Here is a 20343-nt window from a genome sequence, read left to right as displayed (position 1 = left end):
TGCTGACAGGCCGCCCGCGAGCGGCCCTCAAGAATGGGGTGAATGCGAAAGGGACGGCGGGATCAGCCGACGGCGCCTTCAAGGGTGACGTTGAGCAGCGCCTCGGCCTCGACGGCGAACTCCATCGGCAGCTCCTGGAAGACGTCCTTGCAGAAGCCATTGACGATCATGTTGACCGCATCTTCCTCGCTGATGCCGCGCTGACGGCAGTAGAACAGCTGATCTTCGCCGATCTTGGAGGTCGTGGCCTCGTGCTCGACGGTGGCCGTCGCGTTGCCGATTTCCTGATACGGGAAGGTGTGCGCGCCACAGCGGTCGCCGATCAACAGCGAGTCACACTGAGTGAAGTTGCGCGCGCCCTTGGCCCGCGGGCCGATCTTGACCAGACCACGATAGGACTGCTCGGAGTTACCGGCCGAGATGCCCTTGGAGACGATGGTGGACTTGGTGCCCTCACCGATGTGGATCATCTTGGTGCCGGTGTCCGCCTGCTGCCGGCCATTGGTGACGGCGACGGAGTAGAACTCCCCGACACTGTCCTTGCCGCGCAGGATGCACGACGGGTACTTCCAGGTGATCGCGGAGCCGGTCTCGACCTGGGTCCAGGAGACCTTGGAGCGGTCACCACGGCAGTCGGCACGCTTGGTGACGAAGTTGTAGATGCCGCCCTTGCCGTCTTCATCGCCCGGATACCAGTTCTGGACGGTGGAGTACTTGATGTAGGCGTCTTCCAGGGCCACCAGCTCGACCACGGCGGCGTGCAGCTGGTTGTCATCACGCTGTGGCGCGGTACAGCCTTCCAGATACGAGACCTGAGCCTGCTTCTCGCAGATGATCAGGGTACGCTCGAACTGGCCGGTGTTGGCGGCGTTGATGCGGAAGTAGGTGGAAAGCTCCATCGGGCAGGTCACGCCTTCCGGCACGAACACGAAGGAGCCATCGGTGAAGACGGCCGCGTTCAGCGCGGTGAAGTAGTTGTCTGCCTTGGGCACCACGGTACCGAGATACTGCTTGATCAGCTCCGGGTAGTCCTGGATGGCTTCCGAGATGGAGCAGAAGATGACGCCCGCCTCAGAGAGCTCCTTCTTGAAGGTGGTGGTCACGGACACGGAGTCGAAGACCGCGTCGACCGCGACACCCGCCAGTGCGGCACGTTCGTGCAGCGGGATACCCAGCTTCTCGTAGGTCTCGAGCAGCTTGGGGTCGACCTCATCCAGACTCTGCGGGCGGTCTTCCGGCTTCTTCGGGGCGCTGAAGTAGGAAATCGCCTGATAGTCGATCTCCGGATAATCCAGGTGGGCCCAGGACGGCGCCTTCATCTTCAGCCACTGCTGATACGCATCCAGACGCCACTCCAGCATCCACTCCGGCTCACCCTTCTTGGCCGAGATGAAGCGAATCACGCTTTCATCCAGTCCCGGCGGAATGGTGTCGCTCTCGATATCGGTCACGAAGCCCTGCTTGTACTCGCGCTGTACAAGCTGCTCCATCTCCTGGCTCGCCATGCTGGTCTCCTCTCCCGGAGAGCTCCGGGTCTGTTCAGATGCCTGATCACCCCGCCCGAATCGCAGCGAAGTTCGAATGTTCGTGTTGCCCCGGCGACGTGTGTCGCGCGGCAACGGATTCAGCGTTTGCCGGTGCTGTTGGCTGCCGTGGCCATGGGGGGCGGCTCGTCATCCCCGTACAGGCTTATGGCCTGAATCGGCAGTTGCACCGGCATGCGCAGTGGCGCGGATGACGCCAGATGCGCCAGCGTCACGCTGCCCAGCAGCTCACTGATGGCGTACGAGACGCGCTGCCAGTTGTCGGCCACCCCGCAGGTGTTGACCAGCTCGCAATCGCCGTCGGCGTGGCTGCACTCGGTCACGGCCACCGGGCCTTCGATGGCGCTGATGATGTCGCTGGCCGTGATCTGACTGGCCGGGCGTGCCAGGCGATAACCGCCCAGCGCACCGCGCCGCGACTCAAGCAGCCCTGCCCGCACCAGCGCCTTGAGCGTCTTGCTCACGGTGGGATGCGGCAGCTGCACGCTTTCGGCCAGATCGATCGCCGCATGGGCCGAGTCCGGCTCGCGGGCGATGCGCGCCATCACGACAGCGGCATAATCGGTCATCTTGGAAAGCTTCAGCATGCTGGCCTCCACCACGGGAAGATTAATTGGGGACCATTTTAGTCCTGTATCAGAACGATGTGAAGCGGGGACCCCACCGAAAACGTCGAATTGCGACCTGGGCAACCAGTTTGCCGACAAGATAGCCGCCGATCACAACAAAAATAACAATCATTCCCATTTAAAATATCTACCAGCCCTGCCCGAGGGACCAGGTGCTCTGTACAACAATCCCGTGCGCAGCGGGAGATCGATGACGGCCGCCCCGCTACGCCCCTTCCCTACAACGCACGCCCTCTCTACAACGCGCGCCCCTCCACAACGCAAGACACCCCGCCGGGGAAATCCCGACGGGGTGTCTTGGTCACGCCATCATGCCGTCATGCAAGGCTCATCTGAGCCATACGTGATGATCAGCCGTGGAACGGGTTGCGCAGCACGATGGTCTCGTTGCGGTCCGGGCCAGTGGAGATGATGTCGATCGGCACGCCGACCTGCTCTTCCAGGAAGCTGATGTAAGCGCGGGCGTTGGCCGGCAGCTTGTCGACTTCGCGCACGCCGATGGTGGAATCGCTCCAGCCCGGCAGGTCCTGGTACAGCGGTTCGATGGCTTCGTAGCCTTCGGAATCCACCGGGTTGTCCAGCACGTCGCCATCCTTGCTGCGATAGCCGATGCAGACACGGATGTTCTCGAGCCCGTCCAGCACGTCCAGCTTGGTCAGGCAGATGCCGCTGACCGAGTTGATCTGCACGGCGTGACGCAGAGCGACGGCATCGAACCAACCACAACGACGCGCACGACCGGTGGTGGCACCGAATTCGTGACCACGCTCGGCCAGGTGACGGCCGAACTCATCGAACAGCTCGGTCGGGAACGGACCGGAGCCGACACGCGTGGTGTAGGCCTTGGTGATGCCCAGCACGTAGTCGAGATACAGCGGGCCGACGCCGGAACCGGTGGCGGTGCCGCCGGCAGTGGTGTTGGAGCTGGTGACGTACGGGTAGGTACCGTGGTCGATGTCGAGCAGTGAGCCCTGAGCACCTTCGAAGAGGATGTTCTCGTTGGCCTTGCGCACGGAGTGGACCAGATCCACGGTGTCGCAGACCATCGGACGCAGCTCTTCGGCCATTTCCATGGCTTCGTCCAGCACCTGCTGGAAGTCGACCGGCGCTTCACCGTGATAGTGCTGCAGCACGAAGTTGTGGTAATCCAGCACTTCGCCCAGCTTGGAGGCGAAACGCTCACGGTGGAGCATGTCACCCAGACGCAGGCCACGACGCGCGACCTTGTCTTCGTAGGCCGGGCCGATGCCGCGACCGGTAGTACCGATCTTGGCGACGCCACGGGCCTTCTCGCGCGCCTGGTCCAGACGCACGTGGTAGGACAGGATCAGCGGGCAGGCCGGCGACAGACGCAGGCGATCACGCACCGGCACGTCGTTGGCTTCAAGCTCACGGATTTCCTTGATCAGCGCTTCCGGAGACAGCACGACACCGTTGCCGATGACGCAGGTCTTGCCCGGATGGAGGATGCCGGACGGGATCAGGTGGAGGACGGTCTTCTTGCCGTCCAGCACCAGGGTGTGACCCGCGTTGTGGCCACCCTGGAAACGCACGACGGCGCTGGCGGATTCGGTCAGCAGGTCGACGACCTTGCCCTTGCCTTCATCACCCCATTGGGTGCCGAGCACGACTACATTCTTGCCCATGGTTCCTATCTCTTTCGGTGAATAACCGTCGGTGAAAACCCACTCACAAGTGCAGCTGCCCTGTCGGCAGCTGCACCTCGGGACCCAGTGGCCCCAGCTGTTCTGCTATCTGTCACTCGCTGCCATCGCTCTCGGGTCACCGAAGCTCAGGCTTCGAGCGTGACGACCTGCCAGCCGCCGGCGCCATTGACCAGCTCACGGTTGCAACGGTGTGCATCCGCGCCGGTGGTCTGGCCCGGCAGCGCTTCGATGACACGCTCGCCAGCGGCACGCAGCTGATCGACACACTCACGCAGCGCGCTGTCGTTGAGTGCCGGCGCCCAGATGCCATCACAGGCCGGAGCCTGCACGGCCAGCGAGGCCAGCTGCTTGAGGTCCATCGAGAAGCCGGTGGCAGGACGCGCACGACCGAAGGCACGTCCAGTATCGTCGTAGCGACCACCCTTGGCCAGCGCCTGACCGTAACCCGGGACGTAGGCCGCGAACACCATGCCGGTGTGATACTCGTAACCGCGCAGTTCGGCGAGATCGAAATAGAGCGTGACCTGCGGATGACGCTCGCGGACCGCGCAGCTCAGCGCCGTCAGCTGATCCAGAGCGCTGGCGACTGCCGCCGGTGCGCCGGCGAAGGCGGTACGCGCCTGGGCAAGAATCTCGTCATCACCGTGCAGGTGCGGCAGCGCCTTGAGCATGCCCGCCACTACCTTGTCACCCACCACGCGATCGATCAATGCATCGAGAGCGGAATACTGTTTACGCTCGATGGCGGCGAACAGTTCACGCTCGTGCTCGTCATTCATGCCGGCTTCGGCGATCAAGGCACGATAGATGCCGATATGGCCCAGTGCCAGGTGCAATTCACCGGCACCGGCCTGCTCGAGACTGGTCAGCGCCAGATGCAGGATCTCGTGGTCGGCCTCGAGGCCGGCGTGACCGAAGAGCTCGGCACCGACCTGCACCGGGCTGCGACCGCCCTGGTGCTTGTCCGCCTTGGTGCGCAGCACGTTGGCGCAGTAGCACAGACGTACCGGGCCTTCGCGGTGCAGGGAGTGAGCGTCCATGCGCGCCACCTGCGGGGTGACGTCGGCACTGGCGCCCATCATGCGACCGGTCATCTGGTCGGTCAGCTTGAAGGTCTGCAGATCAAGCTCGGTACCGGTGCCGGTCAGCAGCGAATCGAGAAATTCGACGGGCGGCGGCAGCACCAGGTCATAGCCGAAGCGATGATAGAGGTCGAGCAGCGCGCGGCGCAGCGCCTCCATACGGGTTGCCTGAGGGGGCAATACCTCATCCATGCCATCCGGGAGGAGCCAGCGATCTGCGATGGTCATTGCGCTATCCTGCGAGAGATTTATGACAAGGGGTGACTCGTGACGCGAGGAAATTCACCCGGCTGGCGTGCGTGACAAACGAAACGCCCGCGGGGGATTTCACAGCAGCCGACCGAGACCCGTGAAGCAAGGTCCTGCTCGACGCTTTCCTGTCGGCCTTGCGCCTGTGCATGAAAAGCGGCCACAAAAAAACCGGGCGGTGCCCGGTTGCAGGAGTCTAGCATGAATCCTTGTGGGATGAACCCCGCGAACCTCTCGAGCGACGTTCATCCACTGCGCGGCCTCTGATGCTGCCAGAGGCCGCGCGCAACATCCCCGAAAGCGAGCCTTCGGGCTGAGTGATGCTGCTTACTTGCTGCCACCCTGCGGGTCCTTGAAGAAGCGGAAGAACTCGCTGTCCGGCTGCATGACCATCATGTTGCCATCGCCCTTGAAGCTGTCGCGATAGGCCTGCAGTGAGCGGTAGAAGCGGAAGAACTCGGTATCCGCCCCGTACGCACCGGCATAGATGGCGGCGGCGGAGGCATCGCCCTCACCGCGCAGGGTCTGCGCCTGTTCTTCGGCCTGCGCGAGCAGGACGGAACGGCGACGATCGGCATTGGCCTGGATCTTCTCGGCCTGCTCCTGACCCTGGGCACGATACTCTCGTGCCTCACGCTGACGCTCGGTCTTCATGCGCTCGTAGACCGCCTGGGAGACTTCGTCCGGCAGGTCGATACGCTTGACGCGGATATCGAGAATCGACACCCCCAGTTCCTTGCGCATCACCTCGTCGAGCTCTTCGGTGGGCTTCTTCATCAGCGCGTCACGCTGCTCGGAGATGATCTGCACCAGTTCGAGCTTGCCGAACTCGTTACGCAGACTCTCGTCGACACGCGGCGCGATCAGGCGCTCGGCCATCTGCTCGTCGCCGGAGGTCGCTTCGTAGTAGCGCTTCGGATCGACGATCTTCCACTTGACGAAGGAATCGACGATGACGGCCTTCTTCTCGCGGGTCAGATAACGGCTTGCCTGGGCATCCAGCGTCAACACGCGCGTATCGAAGGTACGGATCGTGTTGTAGACCGGCAGCTTGAAGTGCAGGCCGGGCTGGATGTTGTCTTCCACCACTTCACCAAACTTGAGCTTGATGGCGCGCTGGGTCTCATCAACCGTGTAGAGGCTGTTGCTACCAAGCCAGGCCACTACGGCCAGACCGGCGACGGCCATCAGTGAGCGATTGTTGATCATTAACGACCCTCCCGACGGATGCTGTTGCTGCTGTCAGTGCTCTGGCTGCGGCTCAGGGCATCACTCGCCTGTCGGGACACACGGTCCAGCTCACTACGACTCATGCCACTGCTGTCTTCGGCGGCAGCACTGGACTTGTTGGCCAGCTTGTCCAACGGCAGGTACATGAGGGAATTGCCGTTCTCGACATCCACCAGCACCTTGTTGGTCTTGCCGAGCACTTCGCCCATGGTTTCCAGATACATGCGCTCGCGGATGATTTCCGGCGCCTTCTGGTACTCGGTCAGCAGGGACGTGAAGCGGTTGGCCTCACCCTGGGACTTCGCGACCACGGACTCCTTGTAACCCTCGGCTTCCTCGATGATGCGCTGCGCCTGACCCTGGGCTTCCGGGAGAATCGAGTTCTCGTAGGCCAGTGCCTGGTTGATCGTGCGCTGACGATCCTCACGCGCCTTGATGACGTCATCGAAGGAATCCTGGACCGCTGCCGGCGCAGAGGTGGACTCGACGTTGATGGTCTGCAGCGTCAGGCCGACACCGTAGTTGTCCAGATAGGACTGCAGGCGCGACTTGACGTTGCTGGCCAGCAGTTCACGACCGGAGGTCAGGATGTCGTTCATGTCGGCACTGCCGACTTCGTGACGCAGCGCAGAGTCCATGGCGTTCTCGAGACTGATCTCGGGCGCACGGACGTTGAGCAGGAAGTCACGCGGGTTGGACACCTGATACTGCACGGACATCTGGACTTCGACGATGTTCTCGTCCTGGGTCAGCATCGACTTGGTCTGGGAGAGCGAACGCACCTTGGTGACGTTGACCTCACGCACATCGTCGATGATCGGCGGATTCCAGTGCAGGCCCGGACCGACGATGTCGTTGTACTTGCCGAAACGCAGCACGACGCCACGCTCTGACTGATCGACCAGATAGAAACCGGAAGCCGCCCAGATGGCGACCAGGATGACACCGATGATACCCGGCAGTGCGAAGGCATTGGTGCTGCCACCGTTGCCGCCATTGCCACCGGCACCGGTACCGCCACGACGCTTGCGGCCATTGCCGAGCATGCCGTTGAGCTTGTCCTGGAATTTCTTCAGCGCTTCGTCGAGGTCGGGCGGCCCGCCATTGCCACCGCCGTTACCCCCGCCCCCCTTCTTGTCCCCGTTGCGACCACCGCCGCTCCACGGGTCATGCTGGTTGCCGCCACCCGGCTCATTCCAAGCCATACGTCGTCTCCACTCAGTCGATGTTCCGCTCGTCATTATGATGACGCCGCCCTGCCAGCTGCGACCGGTTCCGTACCTTGAGCCTGATGGCCTCCGGCGACCGATTCTCTCGTACGGCATGGCGACGCGTCCCTTGCGGGAGAAGGCCATGGCCCTGCCCGACGGCCATCGTCCGTCGGACGGCATCCAGCCAATCCTGCTGGATGCCCGCTGCTCTGACGCGCAGGGCATGCCCTGCGCGAGGGCATCCATCGTCATTCGTGCGCGGCGATGGATGCCGGGTAGTGCTTGCCACTGCCTTGCGACAACGGTGCGCTGCTGCCTCGTGCGCCACTTCTCATCGAGCTGCCGCGCAGCGCACCGGCGCAAGTCTCGTTACCAGACGGTATCAGGACTTGTGCGTGACCGACACGCGATGCTTTTCCGCGCGTTCGGCGGACAGCTCACGCTGCCAGGCTTCACGGTCGTCATGTTCACCGCCGAGATAATCTTCAGGCGATTCACCAAGATGCGACAACAACTGCAGAAAGTCGCGTTTCTCGAGACGAATGTCCAGCAGCGCATTGCCCTGCTCGTCATATTGCTCGTCCTTGACCGCGTCCAGCTCATGCAGGCCTGCCCGCAGACGGGACTTCGCAGGCCCCAGCGTCAGCTGCATGGAGATGACGTTGTCGGACAGCAGCTCGGCGAAGGCCTGCATCAGCAGATCCAGCCCCTTGCCGTCGCGTGCCGACAGCCACACCGCCAGCGGACGACCGAAGCCATCACGCTCGATGCGCGGCGCCATGTCGAGTCGGTCGATCTTGTTCATGACCAACAGACGCGGCACATCACCGGCATCGATCTCGCTCAGGACGTGATTGACCTGCTCGGTATTGCGGTCATTCTCCGGGTCTGCGGCGTCGATGACATGTACCAGCAGATCCGCTTCCGCCGCTTCCTGCAGGGTCGCCTGGAAGGCTTCCACCAGCTTGTGCGGCAGATGACGAATGAAGCCGACGGTATCGGCAAGGACTGCCGGACCGACATCCTCGAGCTCCAGACGACGCAGCGTCGGGTCCAGCGTCGCGAACAGCTGATCGGCGGCGTATACCTCGGAGGTGGTCAGCGCGTTGAACAGCGTCGACTTGCCGGCGTTGGTATAGCCGACCAGCGACAGGCTCGGGATCTCGGCACGCGCACGGGCACGGCGGTTCTGATCGCGCTGCTTGTGCACCTTCTCGAGTCGCTTGTGGATCGACTTGATACGGGCGCGCAACAGGCGACGGTCAGTCTCGAGCTGGGTTTCCCCCGGGCCTCGCAGACCGATACCGCCTTTCTGACGCTCAAGGTGGGTCCAACCCCGCACCAGGCGGGTGGACATGTACTCGAGCTGTGCGAGTTCCACCTGCAGCTTGCCCTCATGGGTCCGCGCACGCTGGGCAAAGATGTCGAGAATCAGACCAGTACGGTCGATGACGCGACACTTGAGCGTGGCTTCGAGGTTACGCTGCTGGGAAGGACTCAATGAATGGTTGAAAATGACCAGCTCGGCTTCGTGCACGGCCAGGGCCTCTTGCACTTCCTCAAGCTTGCCTTCTCCGATGAACGTACGGGAGTCGGGGCGGGGCCGGCTACCCTCGATGAGGGTCGCCGGCACGGCGCCTGCCGAACGTACGAGTTCGAGGAGCTCACCGGCATCCTCGCGTTCTTTTTCGTCCCGGAAATTGACATGCACCAGGACGGCCGTTTCACCGGCTTCGGGTCGTTCGAAGAACAATCAGCGCCTCTAACTTCAGCTTTCTGTGGACGGCACGCTCGGATCCTGGGCCGGCAGGCGCACATTGCGCGACGGCACCACGGTCGAGATAGCGTGCTTGTAAACCATCTGGGAGACAGTATTGCGCAGCAGGATCACGAACTGATCGAAGGATTCGATCTGGCCCTGCAGCTTGATGCCGTTGACCAGGAAGATCGAGACCGGGATACGTTCCTTGCGCAGGATGTTCAGGTACGGGTCCTGGAGTGATTGACCTTTGGACATGTGACTCTCCGTAAAAATGTCTCGTTCGAGGTAAGTATGGTTATGTTCGCCAGCGCTCCGGGTTGCCCTCTTGAGGGGGCTTCACGGGCGCGGGTCGTGACCGCTCATGTTACGCTAAGTGCAGGTCTGGCGCACGATTTTCAAGGTTTCACTGTAAGGATCTACACCCATGGAATCCACCGGGTGAATCCCCTGCCAGCTCCGCAACCAGGTCAACTGTCGCTTGGCGAGTTGACGCGTCGCGATGATGCCGCGTTCGCGCATCTCATCCCGGCTCAGATGGCCATCGAGAAAATCCCACACCTGACGGTAGCCGACACAACGTATCGAGGGCAGGCCCGCATGCAGCTCCGGACGTGCCTTCAGCGCTTCGACCTCGGCAATGAAGCCCTGTTCCAACATCTGATCAAAACGCGTCTCGATACGTTCATGTAACACGGCTCTATCGTGGGGCGCCAGTGCGATCGCTATCGGCCGGAACGGAAGTTCCGCCTCTGGCTGCTCCGCGAGCAGCTCGCTCATCGGGCGCCCGCTGATCAGACAGACCTCCAGCGCGCGTGTCAGCCGCTGGGGATCGGTGGCCCGAATGCGCTGTGCCGTGGCCGGATCAAGCCGCGCCAGCTGCGCATGCAGCGCCGGCAGGCCCTCGGACTGGATACGCGCCTCGAGCTCCGCGCGCAGCTCGGCATCCGCTGCCGGCAGCTCCGCCACGCCTTCCAATAGACGCTTGAAATACATCATTGTGCCGCCGACCAGCAGCGGCATCTTGCCGCGGGACTGGATCTCGGCGATATGCGCCAGCGCATCGCGACGAAACTCGGCGGCGGAATAGCTCTCCAGCGGATCGAGAAAGTCGATCAGGCGGTGTGGCGCTCGGGCCAGCTCTGCCGCGCTCGGCTTGGCCGTGCCGATATCCATGCCGCGATAGATCAGCGCCGAATCGACACTGACCAGCTCCGCGCCCTGCTCCTCATGCCAGCGAATGGCGAGGTCGGTCTTGCCTGAGGCCGTCGGCCCCATCAACAACACGACAGGCGGCTTGTCAGCCACCTCAGGCGCGTGGTGTCGGGAATCTTCAGGGGGTTGAATCTGGGTCATGGCCTATTGTCTGGGCTGGGAGGTGAATCAGGGGTGAACCGCGACGACACGGGGCCTCATCTACTGGCCGCGCAGGAACAGCTTGTCGAGCTCATGCATCGAAAGCTCGGTCCAGGTCGGACGGCCATGATTGCATTGCCCGGAGCGCTCGGTGCGCTCCATGTCACGCAGCAGGGCATTCATTTCCGGAATCGTCAGTCGGCGGTTGGCGCGCACGCTGCCGCGACACGCCATGTCGGCGAGCAGTTCATTCATGTGCGCCTCCATGCGGTCACTGCGCCCATAGCGCTCAAGATCTTCCAGCATGCCGCGCACCAGGGGCTCCACATCGGCATTGCCGAGCACGACCGGCACCTGACGCACCAGCAGTGTTTCCGGCCCGGCAGCGTCCAGCTCGACGCCCAGACGCGTGAACGCCTCGGACTCGCGCTCGAAGGTGCCCATCTCGCGCGCACTGACCGCCAGCGACACCGGCACCAGCAGCGGCTGGGCCTCCAGATGGCCGCCGCCATGCACATGCTGCTTCATGCGCTCATAGGTGATGCGCTCGTGAGCGGCATGCATGTCGACCATCACCAGCCCGCGCGAGGTCTGCGACAGGATGTAGACGCCGTGCAGCTGCGCCACGGCGTAGCCCAGCGGCGGCGTGTCATCGTCGTCACTCTGGGCCGGCAGACCACGCATCACCACTGCCGAGCTGCCTGAGACCGCGCCACCCGAGACCGAACTGCCTGAGACAGACGGCGCCGACATGCCAGACACGGCGTCGCTGGAAGACGCGCCACCGGACGGCCCACCCACCTGAGGCGTGTCGACCCGCCAGCCGGGCGCAGCTTCCCCGACACCGGCCTGCGCACTCCCCAGTCCTGCGCCCTGCCCTGGCCCGTCACCCTCGCGGCCACCTTCACCCAGCGTGACACGTGGTGCACGCCGCGCCTCACGCTCGGCACTGGCGATCGCCGCCGGGTCGTTGACCACGCCCGTGCCGCCTGCGCCGCCACCCGGCGTCAGCAGATGATCTTCGCTGGGGTGCAGTGCCCGATAGCCGGCCATGAACTGACGCACACGCTCGGCGCTCAGACGTTCGCTGGAGCGACCATCACCGGCAGGCGGCAGCTGCGAGGAAGGCTGCCAGGGGGCCGCAGGGCGGCCTGCAGGAGCGCTCGGCGAGGCTGACGAGTCGCCCCCCGCCTGCGGGCCGGCCGATGACGCTTGCTGTTCAGTGGTGGCATTTGGCTGGGCGTCCTGTTCCTGACGCCCGAGGCGCATGCCCTGCTGCTGCCAGCCGGGGTCCTCTTCCTTCTCCTGCCCCTCGATGCCAGTAGGCGCGGCGCTGTTGTCACCGGGGCGCACCTCGGCCAGCGCCTTGTGCAGGCTCGAGAACAGGAAGTCATGCACCAGTCGCCCGTCCCGGAAGCGCACTTCGTGCTTGGTCGGGTGAACGTTGACATCCACCACCGTCGGGTCGAGCTCCAGATAGAGCACGAACACCGGATGCCGACCATGGAACAGCACATCGCGATAGGCCTGACGCACGGCATGCGCGACCAGCCGGTCGCGCACCACGCGGCCATTGACGAAGAAGTACTGCTGATCGGCCTGGGCACGCGAGTGCGTCGGCAAGCCCACCCAGCCGGACAGGCGCAGGCCGGAGGCCTCGATATCCAGATGCAGCGCATGCTCGAGGAAGTTGCGCCCCAGCAGCGCACCGATGCGCCGCTCCACCGTCAGGGTGTCTTCACCGGCACGCAACTGATGTACCACCTTCTGGTTGTGGCGCAGCGTCCAGCCGATATCGTGGCGTGACAATGCCAGCCGCCGGAAGCTTTCCTCGACATGGCCGAACTCGGTCTTCTCGGTGCGCATGAACTTGCGGCGCGCCGGTGTATTGAAAAACAGATCACGCACCGCGACGCTGGTGCCACGCGGATGCGGCGCCGGGGAGACGCGCGGCGCCATCTCGCGCCCTTCCGCCACCACGCGCCAGCCGTTGGCTGGTTCCTCCGAGACATTCGAGAACAGCTCCAGCCGCGAGACCGAACTGATCGAGGCCAGTGCCTCGCCCCGGAAACCGAGGCTCGCCACGCCCTCGAGGTCATCCAGGCTCTCGATCTTGCTGGTCGCATGCCGTGACAGCGCCAGCGGCAGGTCTTCCTCGGTGATGCCGCAGCCGTTGTCGCGCACGCGAATCAACCGCGCACCGCCACCTTCCAGCTCCAGCTCGATGCGGGTGCTGCCGGCATCGATGGCGTTCTCGACCAGCTCCTTGACCACGGAAGCCGGCCGCTCCACGACCTCACCCGCCGCGATCTGGTTGGCGAGGCGCGGATTGAGGATACGGATCCGTCGCTCGCCAGGGCGAGCGGGCTGCATGTCGGTCAGCTCGTCAGACATCGATAGACTCCTGGATACACGAGCGAAAAATGCCGCTTCTCTGAAAACGATACTGTCCGCCGACCCAGCCACGGCAAGCAACGCATGCCGGAACTGCATCAGCGGACAGTGTCTGCGCCCCGCCAACGCAAGGCGCGGTCAGGGCGACTTCATGACGTCAGGTTCAGCTGCGCGGAATCTTGAGCAGCTGGCCCACGCGCACCGTATCGCCACTCATGTTGTTGGCCTGCTTGAGGGCCGCCATGCTCACGTTGTGGCGCTGGGCCACTTCCGACAGCGTATCGCCACTCTTGACGCGATATTCGCCGCCGTTGCCACCGCGTGCCTGGCTGCGCTGCCATGCCAGCAGACTTGCGGGCGGCGGATTGCGCTCGAAGTGGCTCTGGATTCCCGAGAAGATCGAGCGCGCCAGCTTCTCCTGATAGGGGCCGCTGTTGAGATTGCGCTCTTCCTGAGGATTGGAGATGAAGCCTGTCTCCACCAGCAGCGAGGGGATATCCGGCGACTTGAGCACCACGAAGCCCGCCTGCTCCACCTGACGCTTGTGCAGGGAATTCATGCGCCCGAGGTTGGCCAGCACGCCGCTACCCGCCGCCAGCGAATCGTTGAGCGTCGCGGTCATGGTCAGGTCGAGCAACACGCCACGCAGCATCTCATCCTTGTCATTCAGGCTGAGATTGCCATCCACGCCCCCGATCAGGTCAGCACGGTTTTCGGTGGCGGCCAGCCAGCGTGCGGTCTCGGACGTCGCGCCGCGGCTTGAGAGCGCAAAGACCGAACTGCCGTGCGGGCGCGGACTGTTGAAGGCATCGGCGTGAATCGAGACGAAGAAGTCCGCCTTCTGCTCACGCGCGATCTCGGTGCGCTTGCGCAGCGGGATGTAGTAATCGCTGTTGCGGGTCAGGATGGCCTTGAAGCCGGGCTGGGCATCGAACATGCGCTTGAGACGCTTGCCGATCTTGAGCACCACATCCTTCTCTCGAGTCCCGCTGGGGCCGCTGGCGCCCGGGTCTTCCCCACCGTGGCCAGGGTCGATCGCGATGATGATGTCACGCTTGGGATGTGCCGCCGCCTGGGTATTGACCACAGGTTCCGCCGGCTCGCCCTTCAGTTTGCGCTTGGCCGCGGCCTGTTCCTGCTCGCGGATACGGGCCTCGATGGGGTCGATGGGGTTCTCGACCGCCGATTCGCCGGGGAACTCGAGATCCACCACCAGGCGATTGCCGTATTTGGCATTCGGCGCCAGCGTGAAGTCCTTGGGATTGACCGGGCGCGTCAGGTCGAGCACCACACGCAGGGCATCCCCTTGACGCCCGCTGCGGATCGACTTGATGGCACTGCCTTCGAGATTCAGCGCGGCGAACTTGCGCTCGACGGCGGCACTGGCCACTTCACTGCCGGCAAGGTCGATCACCAGACGGCGCGGATTGTCGAGGCCGAAGACCTTGGCCTTGGCGGCACTGTCGAGATCGAACACCAGCCGCGTGTGGTCCGGTGCGGTCCACAGGCGCAGGTTCTCGACCTTGGCGGCCAGCGCTTGCGGCGCCAGCACCAGGCTGGCAAGCGAGCAGACGACGCCACCCGCCAGCCAGCGACGGAAGCTGCGCGCCAGACGCATACGGGGAATTTTGGACGCTATTTCAGGCATCAGACAGGATGACCCAGACAGAAAGAACATGAATGAAGATAACGAATGATCGGACACTGCACCGCCAGACAACACAAGCGGATCGGCGTCATCATGCCTGAGAGGTTCGGCGCTCGGCCAGTGTTGCCAACCAACCCTCACCTCGCGGTGTCAGGGCAGTCAATTCGGCCTCGCGTCCTTCGTCGGCGACGAACAGCGTGATGCGCAGATCCGGCGTGGGCAGAAAGCCCTGACCACAGCTCGGCCACTCGATCAGCGCCAGGCTGTCGGCGGCGAGCAGATCGCGCCCCCCGATGAACTCGAGCTCTTCAGGGTCGGCGAGGCGGTAGAGGTCGAAGTGGTTGATGTGCCACTCGCCACCCTCGGCCCGTGGCAGCACGTAGGGTTCCACCAGGGTGTAGGTCGGGCTCTTGACCGCGCCCTGGTGACCATAGGCGCGCAGCACGCCGCGGGTCAGGGTCGTCTTGCCCGCCCCCAGCTCGCCCTCCAGGAACACCAGCCCGCGGCCGGCAAGGATATTTCCCAATTGAGTGCCGAAGGCAACCTGGGCGTTTTCATCAGACAGAAGTATGCGCATCTCGGGCCCGTGGATTGAGCAATAAATGCATATAGGATGCCAGATCACCTGCGAGCAGGCCACGTTCACCACGCTCCTGTACCGCCCGGTCGGCCGCCAGGGCATGCACCAGCACCCCAAGCCGCGCCGCCTGCGCCATGGCGCGCGTGACTCGCCGGGCCTGCGCCGCCTCATCCTGGGAGGAACGCGGCTGGCGTGCATCGAAGCCGCCGTTGAGCGCCTGCGCCGCCAGACCCGCGATGATGCCACCCAGCACATCGCCCATGCCGCCACTGGCCATGCCCGGATTGCCATAGGGGCAGAGCGCCACCGCCGGCCCCTCGAGTACCCCCACAGGGCTCGCCACCAGACTGCCCGCGCCCTTGAGCACCACGCTGCCGCCGAAACGCTGCTGGAGTGCTCTTGCGGCTGCGATTCGGTCGTGTTCGATGTCCGCCACACTGCAATCGAGCAAACGCGCGGCCTCACCGGGGTGCGGCGTCAGCACCCAGTCGTCGCGACGGATGATGTCGCCTTCGCTCGCGCGCCAGGCCAGCAGGCTCAGGCCATCGGCATCCACGACCAGCGGCTGCCCCGCCGCCAGCACCCGCGACATGCCGCCCCAGCCCCACAGCATGCTCTCGAGACTCTCGGTGCCCATGCCGGGCCCGACCAGCGTCACGCTGGCCTGTGCCAGCTGTGATTCCAGCACGGCGAAGCCATCATGACTGCTGCCCTCCGGGCCACTCTTGAGGCCGCGCGCCATGACCTCGGGGCAGCGCGTCAGGCTGGCGCTGATATGCGCGGGTGCCGTCAGCAGCGCGACCTTGCCGGCGCCGGCCCGCGCCGCCGCCTCACTGGCCAGCAACACCGAGCCCCCCAGCCCCGGCCCGCCGCCGAAGACCAGCGCGCTGCCGGTATCGCCCTTGTGGGCCAGCGGCGAGCGCGGCACCAGCTCGGACTCCAGCCAGCGCGGTGTCAGCCGCTGCACGGCGTCCTCTGCCAGCAAGGCCGCGGTTCGCGACTGCGCGACCACCTCCGGCAACACGCGCGCCGCGCCCAGGCGCGCCAGACTGACGTGCCCGGCGTGCAGCTCGGCGCGTCCGGTGTGCAGGCCCGGCTTGTCGACCAGAAACGTCAGCGTCACATCCGCTTCCACGGCGACACCCGCGACCGCGCCCGTCGCGGCATTCAAGCCTGAGGGCACATCCAGCGCCATGACATGCACGCCGTGCTGATGAGCGTGATTGATGCGCTCGATGGCTTCGACCACGCTGCCGCGCGGCGCATCGCGCAGGCCGATGCCGGTCAGCGCATCCACCAGCAAGGACCAGCCCTTGAGCAGCGCATCCGCCGCCTCCTCATCGGCCTTCGGCCATGCCAGCGTCTCGACACCAGCCTCGCGCGCCGCGATCGCGGCCAGCTGCGCATCACCGGTCAAGGCATCCTCCGGCGTCAAGGCGATGACCCGCACCTCGAAGCCCGCCAGCAATGCCAGGCGCGCCAGCAGATAGCCATCGCCGCCATTGTTGCCGCCGCCACACAGCACGCACAGCCTGCGAGTCTCCGGCCAACGCTGACGCAGCAGATCGAACGCCGATTGCGCGGCGCGCCCCATCAGGCGCTTCTCCACCGGCGCCTCGCTCTGGCCACTGTCAGCGGCGACGGTCTCCTCCGCGAGCATCCAATGCTCCAGATCACGCAGCGCCGCCAACGGCCACAGACAGTTGACCGAGCGCCACAGCGTCAGGGTTGCCGAAGATGCCGGGGGGCAGGACTGGTCAGAGGTCGATTCGTGCGCTGTCATGCCTACACTCCTTGTCTGGATATCCATTGCCTGACTGGATGTTCGTTGCCTGTCTAGACGCTCGTTGCCTGTCTAGACACTCGCTGCCTGCCTGGATATGCGTTGCCTATCGCGAGGCATGGCGCTGCATGCCGCCTTCCTTTCTACTGCACCTTACCTGCCGTGCTCGCGCCGTCAGGCAGCACGCTTGGGCTGACCGGCAAGTTGCGCTAAGGTGGCGCGCCTCTGCCCTCGATCTCGCTGGAAACCCCATGTCTGCTCCGCACTCATCCACCCCCGCCGCTTCACCTGCCGACACCGGGAGCCCCGCCGCCGATGAACAGGCCATGGAGGAACTGGCGACGCGCATCAAGACATGGGGGCGCGAGCTGGGTTTTCAGCAGGTCGGCATCACCGATGTCGACCTCTCGGCCCACGAGGCCTATCTGGAGCGCTGGCTGGCCAACGGCCATCACGGCGAGATGAACTTCATGGCCAAGCACGGCACCAAGCGCACTCGCCCTGAAGAGCTGGTGCCCGGGACACTGCGCGTCATCAGCGTGCGTCTCGATTACCTGCCGCCTGAGGTCGAGACCACTCAGGTGCTCAGCCAACCCGAACGCGCCTATGTGTCACGCTACGCGCTGGGGCGTGATTACCACAAGCTGATGCGCAAGCGACTGGCCAATCTGGCCAAGCAGATCGAGGGAGAAGTCGGCAAGTTCGGCTATCGCGCCTTCGTCGACTCCGCCCCGGTGATGGAGCGCGCCCTTGCCCAGAAAGCCGGCATCGGCTGGTTTGGCAAGAACGCCATGCTGATGAATCAGCAGGCCGGCTGCCTGTTCTTCCTGGGCGAACTCTACACCGACCTGCCCCTGCCGGTGGACGCCCCCTTTGAAAAGGAACACTGCGGCAGCTGCAACGCCTGCAAGGTCGCCTGCCCGACGGATGCCATCGTCGAGGACAAGGTCGTCGATGCGCGGCGCTGCATCTCCTACCTGACCATCGAGCTCGATGGCGCCATCCCCGAGGAATTCCGTCGCCCGATGGGCAACCGCATCTACGGCTGCGATGACTGTCAGCTGTTCTGCCCCTTCACACGCTTCGCCAAGGCGACCCAGGAGACTGACTTCTCGCCGCGTCATGATCTGGATCGCATCGAGCTGATCCGCCTGTTCTGCTGGGGGGAGCAGGAATTCCTCAGCAAGACGGAAGGCAGCCCGATTCGACGCATCGGCTACGAGAAGTGGCTCTCCAACATCGCCATCGGGCTGGGCAATGCGCCTTGGTCGGAGCAGGTCGAGCATGTGCTGCGCGCCCGTCTGGCTTACCCCAGCGAGCCACTGCGCGAGCATGTGCGCTGGGCGCTGAAGGAGCAGGCCCTCAAGCGCGGCGCCCGCCTGGCCACCGCGCTTTGAGAGCCGTTGCCTCGTGGGCTATCGCTTTCAGTTGAGGAGCGATACTTAGACGATGCCCTGCTGGGTCAGCTTGAGGAAGGTCTTGCGGTAATGCGCAAGCTCCGCCAGTGACTCACGGATATCGTCCATCGCCTGGTGGGTCGCACGCTTCTTGAAGCCGTCGAGCGCGGCCGGATTCCAGCGCTTGGCCAGCTCTTTCAGGGTCGAGACATCGATGTTGCGGTAGTGGAAGAATTCTTCCAGCAACGGCATCTCGTGCTGCAGGAAGCGGCGGTCCTGATGCACGCTGTTGCCACACATCGGCGAGGCGCCTGCCGCCACGTGCCGGGCCAGGAACTCGAGGGTCTGGCGTTCGGCTTCGGCGGTATCTATCTGACTTTCCTTGACGCGCTTCACCAGCCCGGATTCACCATGGGTGCGCGTGTTCCACTCATCCATCGCCTCCAGCAGGCTGTCCGGCTGATGCACGGCCAGCACCGGGCCTTCGGCGATCAGGTTGAGGTCGCCGTCGGTGACCAGCGTGGCCACCTCGATGATGCGCTCACGCGCCGGGTCGAGACCGGTCATTTCCAGGTCGATCCAGATGAGGCGGTCGGCCTGCGCGGTGGGATTTGCCATGGGTCACTCCTTGCTGAGCAGATGATGGAATGGCGCGGGACGCCAGTCGATGACAGCAGTATCACACGCCATCCCGGGGCGTCGCACGACACCCGAGGGCGCAAAGGGTACAATCGCGCCGCAAAGGGGGGAAGACTCTCCCATCCCTGGCGAACGAACGGCGACCGGAGTCACCAGCCAAGCATGAGTAAACGCAAGCTAAGCCGCCAGCAGCAATGGCGAATCGAGAAGGTGCAGGCCGAGCGTACCAAGCGCGCCGAAAAGCGCGAGACGCAGGACCGCGACAAGCTCGACGCCGGCGAATATGGCCCGGAGCAGCATGGCCGTGTCATCGCCCACTACGGGCGCAGCCTGGAAGTCGAGAGCGAATCCGGCAGCCTGCACCGCTGCCACCTGCGCGCCAACCTCGAGACGCTGGTCACCGGTGACCGGGTCATCTGGCGCGAAGCCAGCGATGCCAGCGGCGTCGTCGTCGCGCGTGGCGCACGCACCACCGAGCTTGAACGCCCCGACATGCGCGGCGTGCTCAAGCCGGTGGCGGCCAACATCGACCAGATCCTGATCGTGTTCGCCGCCGAGCCCGCCCCGCAGCCCAACCTGATCGACCGCTATCTGATCGCCGCGGAAGCCACCGGCATCACGCCGGTGCTGGTGCTCAACAAGGTCGACCTGCTGCCGGAAAGTGGCGGTGAGCTGCGCGACCTGCTGGCGCGCTATGAAGCGCTCGGCTACGAAGTCGTCGCCTGCACCACGCGTGGCGAGTCGGGGCTTGACGCTCTCAAGGCCCAGCTCAGCGACCGCACCTCGGTTTTCGTCGGCCAGAGTGGCGTCGGCAAGTCGTCCCTGATCGGCATGCTGCTGCCCAGGGAAGAGGTTCGTGTCGGCCCGCTGTCGGCCGAATCACGCCAGGGCATGCACACCACCACCACCGCCTGGCTCTATCACATGCCGGATGGCGGTGACCTGATCGACTCGCCCGGCATCCGTGAATTCGGCCTGGTACACCTGACTCCCGAGCAGGTCACCGACGGCTTCCGCGAGTTCCACGACTATCTCGGCTATTGCCGCTTCCGCGACTGCAAGCACGAGAAGGAGCCGGGCTGCGCCCTGCTGCAGGCCGTGGACAACGGTGAGATCGGCCGCGTGCGCTTCGAGAGCTACAAGAAGATCCTGCTGTCGCTGACCGAGAGCTGATC

Annotated in this window: 16 protein-coding genes; 2 read left to right on the top strand and 14 right to left on the bottom strand. The window is 64.4% G+C overall.

Annotation, left to right across the window (positions count from 1 at the left end; translation table 11 throughout):
• Positions 1-62: 62 nt before the first annotated feature.
• From sufB to R2R70_RS02960, 13 genes are all read right to left on the bottom strand, one after another.
• Positions 63-1505, bottom strand: coding sequence for a Fe-S cluster assembly protein SufB (sufB, locus tag R2R70_RS03020; protein ID WP_054557094.1), 1443 nt, complete (start codon positions 1503-1505; stop codon positions 63-65).
• Positions 1506-1624: 119 nt separating this feature from the next.
• Positions 1625-2131, bottom strand: coding sequence for an SUF system Fe-S cluster assembly regulator (locus R2R70_RS03015; protein WP_192837877.1), 507 nt, complete (start codon positions 2129-2131; stop codon positions 1625-1627).
• Between the two features lie 392 nt (positions 2132-2523).
• On the bottom strand, positions 2524-3819 hold the full coding sequence (locus R2R70_RS03010; protein ID WP_043335209.1) for an adenylosuccinate synthase: 1296 nt from the start codon (positions 3817-3819) through the stop codon (positions 2524-2526).
• 146 nt (positions 3820-3965) lie between these two features.
• Complete coding sequence (locus R2R70_RS03005; RefSeq protein ID WP_410977229.1) at positions 3966-5150, bottom strand: ATP phosphoribosyltransferase regulatory subunit; 1185 nt, start codon at positions 5148-5150, stop codon at positions 3966-3968.
• 348 nt (positions 5151-5498) lie between these two features.
• Complete coding sequence (gene hflC, locus R2R70_RS03000; protein ID WP_043335206.1) at positions 5499-6380, bottom strand: protease modulator HflC; 882 nt, start codon at positions 6378-6380, stop codon at positions 5499-5501.
• Positions 6380-7606, bottom strand: coding sequence for an FtsH protease activity modulator HflK (gene hflK / locus R2R70_RS02995; protein WP_410977228.1), 1227 nt, complete (start codon positions 7604-7606; stop codon positions 6380-6382). Before hflK ends, hflC begins: the two co-directional genes overlap by 1 nt.
• A 388-nt stretch (positions 7607-7994) precedes the next feature.
• The gene (hflX, locus tag R2R70_RS02990; RefSeq protein WP_052384759.1) at positions 7995-9365 is read right to left on the bottom strand and encodes a ribosome rescue GTPase HflX; all 1371 of its coding nucleotides are present in this window, start codon (positions 9363-9365) and stop codon (positions 7995-7997) included.
• A 15-nt stretch (positions 9366-9380) separates the two neighbouring features.
• Positions 9381-9629 carry an RNA chaperone Hfq gene (gene hfq / locus R2R70_RS02985; RefSeq protein WP_043335203.1) on the bottom strand — a complete coding sequence of 83 codons (249 nt, stop codon included), beginning with the start codon at positions 9627-9629 and terminating at the stop codon, positions 9381-9383.
• A 114-nt stretch (positions 9630-9743) separates the two neighbouring features.
• Positions 9744-10727, bottom strand: coding sequence for a tRNA (adenosine(37)-N6)-dimethylallyltransferase MiaA (miaA, locus tag R2R70_RS02980; RefSeq protein WP_082388890.1), 984 nt, complete (start codon positions 10725-10727; stop codon positions 9744-9746).
• A gap of 60 nt (positions 10728-10787) precedes the next feature.
• Positions 10788-13121, bottom strand: coding sequence for a DNA mismatch repair endonuclease MutL (gene mutL, locus R2R70_RS02975; RefSeq protein WP_410977227.1), 2334 nt, complete (start codon positions 13119-13121; stop codon positions 10788-10790).
• A gap of 163 nt (positions 13122-13284) precedes the next feature.
• Positions 13285-14739 (bottom strand): N-acetylmuramoyl-L-alanine amidase, encoded by a 1455-nt coding sequence (locus tag R2R70_RS02970; protein ID WP_043335201.1) that lies wholly within the window; start codon positions 14737-14739, stop codon positions 13285-13287.
• A gap of 121 nt (positions 14740-14860) precedes the next feature.
• A complete protein-coding gene (gene tsaE / locus R2R70_RS02965; RefSeq protein WP_043335197.1) occupies positions 14861-15346 on the bottom strand; it encodes a tRNA (adenosine(37)-N6)-threonylcarbamoyltransferase complex ATPase subunit type 1 TsaE in 486 nt (161 codons plus the stop codon).
• Positions 15327-17132, bottom strand: coding sequence for an NAD(P)H-hydrate dehydratase (locus tag R2R70_RS02960; protein WP_410977226.1), 1806 nt, complete (start codon positions 17130-17132; stop codon positions 15327-15329). Before R2R70_RS02960 ends, tsaE begins: the two co-directional genes overlap by 20 nt.
• 326 nt (positions 17133-17458) lie before the next feature.
• Here R2R70_RS02960 and queG point away from each other — a divergent pair, with 326 nt between their 5' ends.
• Positions 17459-18529, top strand: coding sequence for a tRNA epoxyqueuosine(34) reductase QueG (gene queG, locus R2R70_RS02955; protein ID WP_410977325.1), 1071 nt, complete (start codon positions 17459-17461; stop codon positions 18527-18529).
• 45 nt (positions 18530-18574) lie between these two features.
• Here the strand turns inward: queG and orn are convergent, their stop codons facing one another.
• Entirely contained in the window at positions 18575-19147 is a 573-nt protein-coding gene (gene orn / locus R2R70_RS02950; protein WP_107335235.1) for an oligoribonuclease, read from the bottom strand.
• Positions 19148-19330: 183 nt separating this feature from the next.
• Here orn and rsgA point away from each other — a divergent pair, with 183 nt between their 5' ends.
• Positions 19331-20341: a small ribosomal subunit biogenesis GTPase RsgA gene (gene rsgA, locus R2R70_RS02945; RefSeq protein ID WP_043335189.1), complete on the top strand. Its 1011-nt coding sequence runs from the start codon at positions 19331-19333 to the stop codon at positions 20339-20341.
• The last annotated feature ends 2 nt before the right edge of the window (positions 20342-20343 follow it).

The organism is Cobetia sp. SIMBA_158, assembly GCF_046566945.1.
Classification (GTDB): domain Bacteria; phylum Pseudomonadota; class Gammaproteobacteria; order Pseudomonadales; family Halomonadaceae; genus Cobetia; species Cobetia amphilecti.
This window is presented reverse-complemented; position numbering and strand designations above follow the sequence as displayed.

What these genes read in the sequence shown, in the direction of transcription:
- sufB (WP_054557094.1), bottom strand. Translation starts at nt 1,505, where the DNA reads ATGGCGAGCCAGGAGATGGAGCAGCTTGTACAGCGCGAGTACAAGCAG.
- orn (WP_107335235.1), bottom strand. Translation starts at nt 19,147, where the DNA reads ATGGCAAATCCCACCGCGCAGGCCGACCGCCTCATCTGGATCGACCTG.
- R2R70_RS02960 (WP_410977226.1), bottom strand. Translation starts at nt 17,132, where the DNA reads ATGACAGCGCACGAATCGACCTCTGACCAGTCCTGCCCCCCGGCATCT.
- mutL (WP_410977227.1), bottom strand. Translation starts at nt 13,121, where the DNA reads ATGTCTGACGAGCTGACCGACATGCAGCCCGCTCGCCCTGGCGAGCGA.
- miaA (WP_082388890.1), bottom strand. Translation starts at nt 10,727, where the DNA reads ATGACCCAGATTCAACCCCCTGAAGATTCCCGACACCACGCGCCTGAG.
- R2R70_RS03010 (WP_043335209.1), bottom strand. Translation starts at nt 3,819, where the DNA reads ATGGGCAAGAATGTAGTCGTGCTCGGCACCCAATGGGGTGATGAAGGC.
- tsaE (WP_043335197.1), bottom strand. Translation starts at nt 15,346, where the DNA reads ATGCGCATACTTCTGTCTGATGAAAACGCCCAGGTTGCCTTCGGCACT.
- R2R70_RS02970 (WP_043335201.1), bottom strand. Translation starts at nt 14,739, where the DNA reads ATGCGTCTGGCGCGCAGCTTCCGTCGCTGGCTGGCGGGTGGCGTCGTC.
- R2R70_RS03005 (WP_410977229.1), bottom strand. Translation starts at nt 5,150, where the DNA reads ATGACCATCGCAGATCGCTGGCTCCTCCCGGATGGCATGGATGAGGTA.
- rsgA (WP_043335189.1), top strand. Translation starts at nt 19,331, where the DNA reads ATGAGTAAACGCAAGCTAAGCCGCCAGCAGCAATGGCGAATCGAGAAG.
- queG (WP_410977325.1), top strand. Translation starts at nt 17,459, where the DNA reads ATGGAGGAACTGGCGACGCGCATCAAGACATGGGGGCGCGAGCTGGGT.
- hflK (WP_410977228.1), bottom strand. Translation starts at nt 7,606, where the DNA reads ATGGCTTGGAATGAGCCGGGTGGCGGCAACCAGCATGACCCGTGGAGC.
- hfq (WP_043335203.1), bottom strand. Translation starts at nt 9,629, where the DNA reads ATGTCCAAAGGTCAATCACTCCAGGACCCGTACCTGAACATCCTGCGC.
- hflC (WP_043335206.1), bottom strand. Translation starts at nt 6,380, where the DNA reads ATGATCAACAATCGCTCACTGATGGCCGTCGCCGGTCTGGCCGTAGTG.
- R2R70_RS03015 (WP_192837877.1), bottom strand. Translation starts at nt 2,131, where the DNA reads ATGCTGAAGCTTTCCAAGATGACCGATTATGCCGCTGTCGTGATGGCG.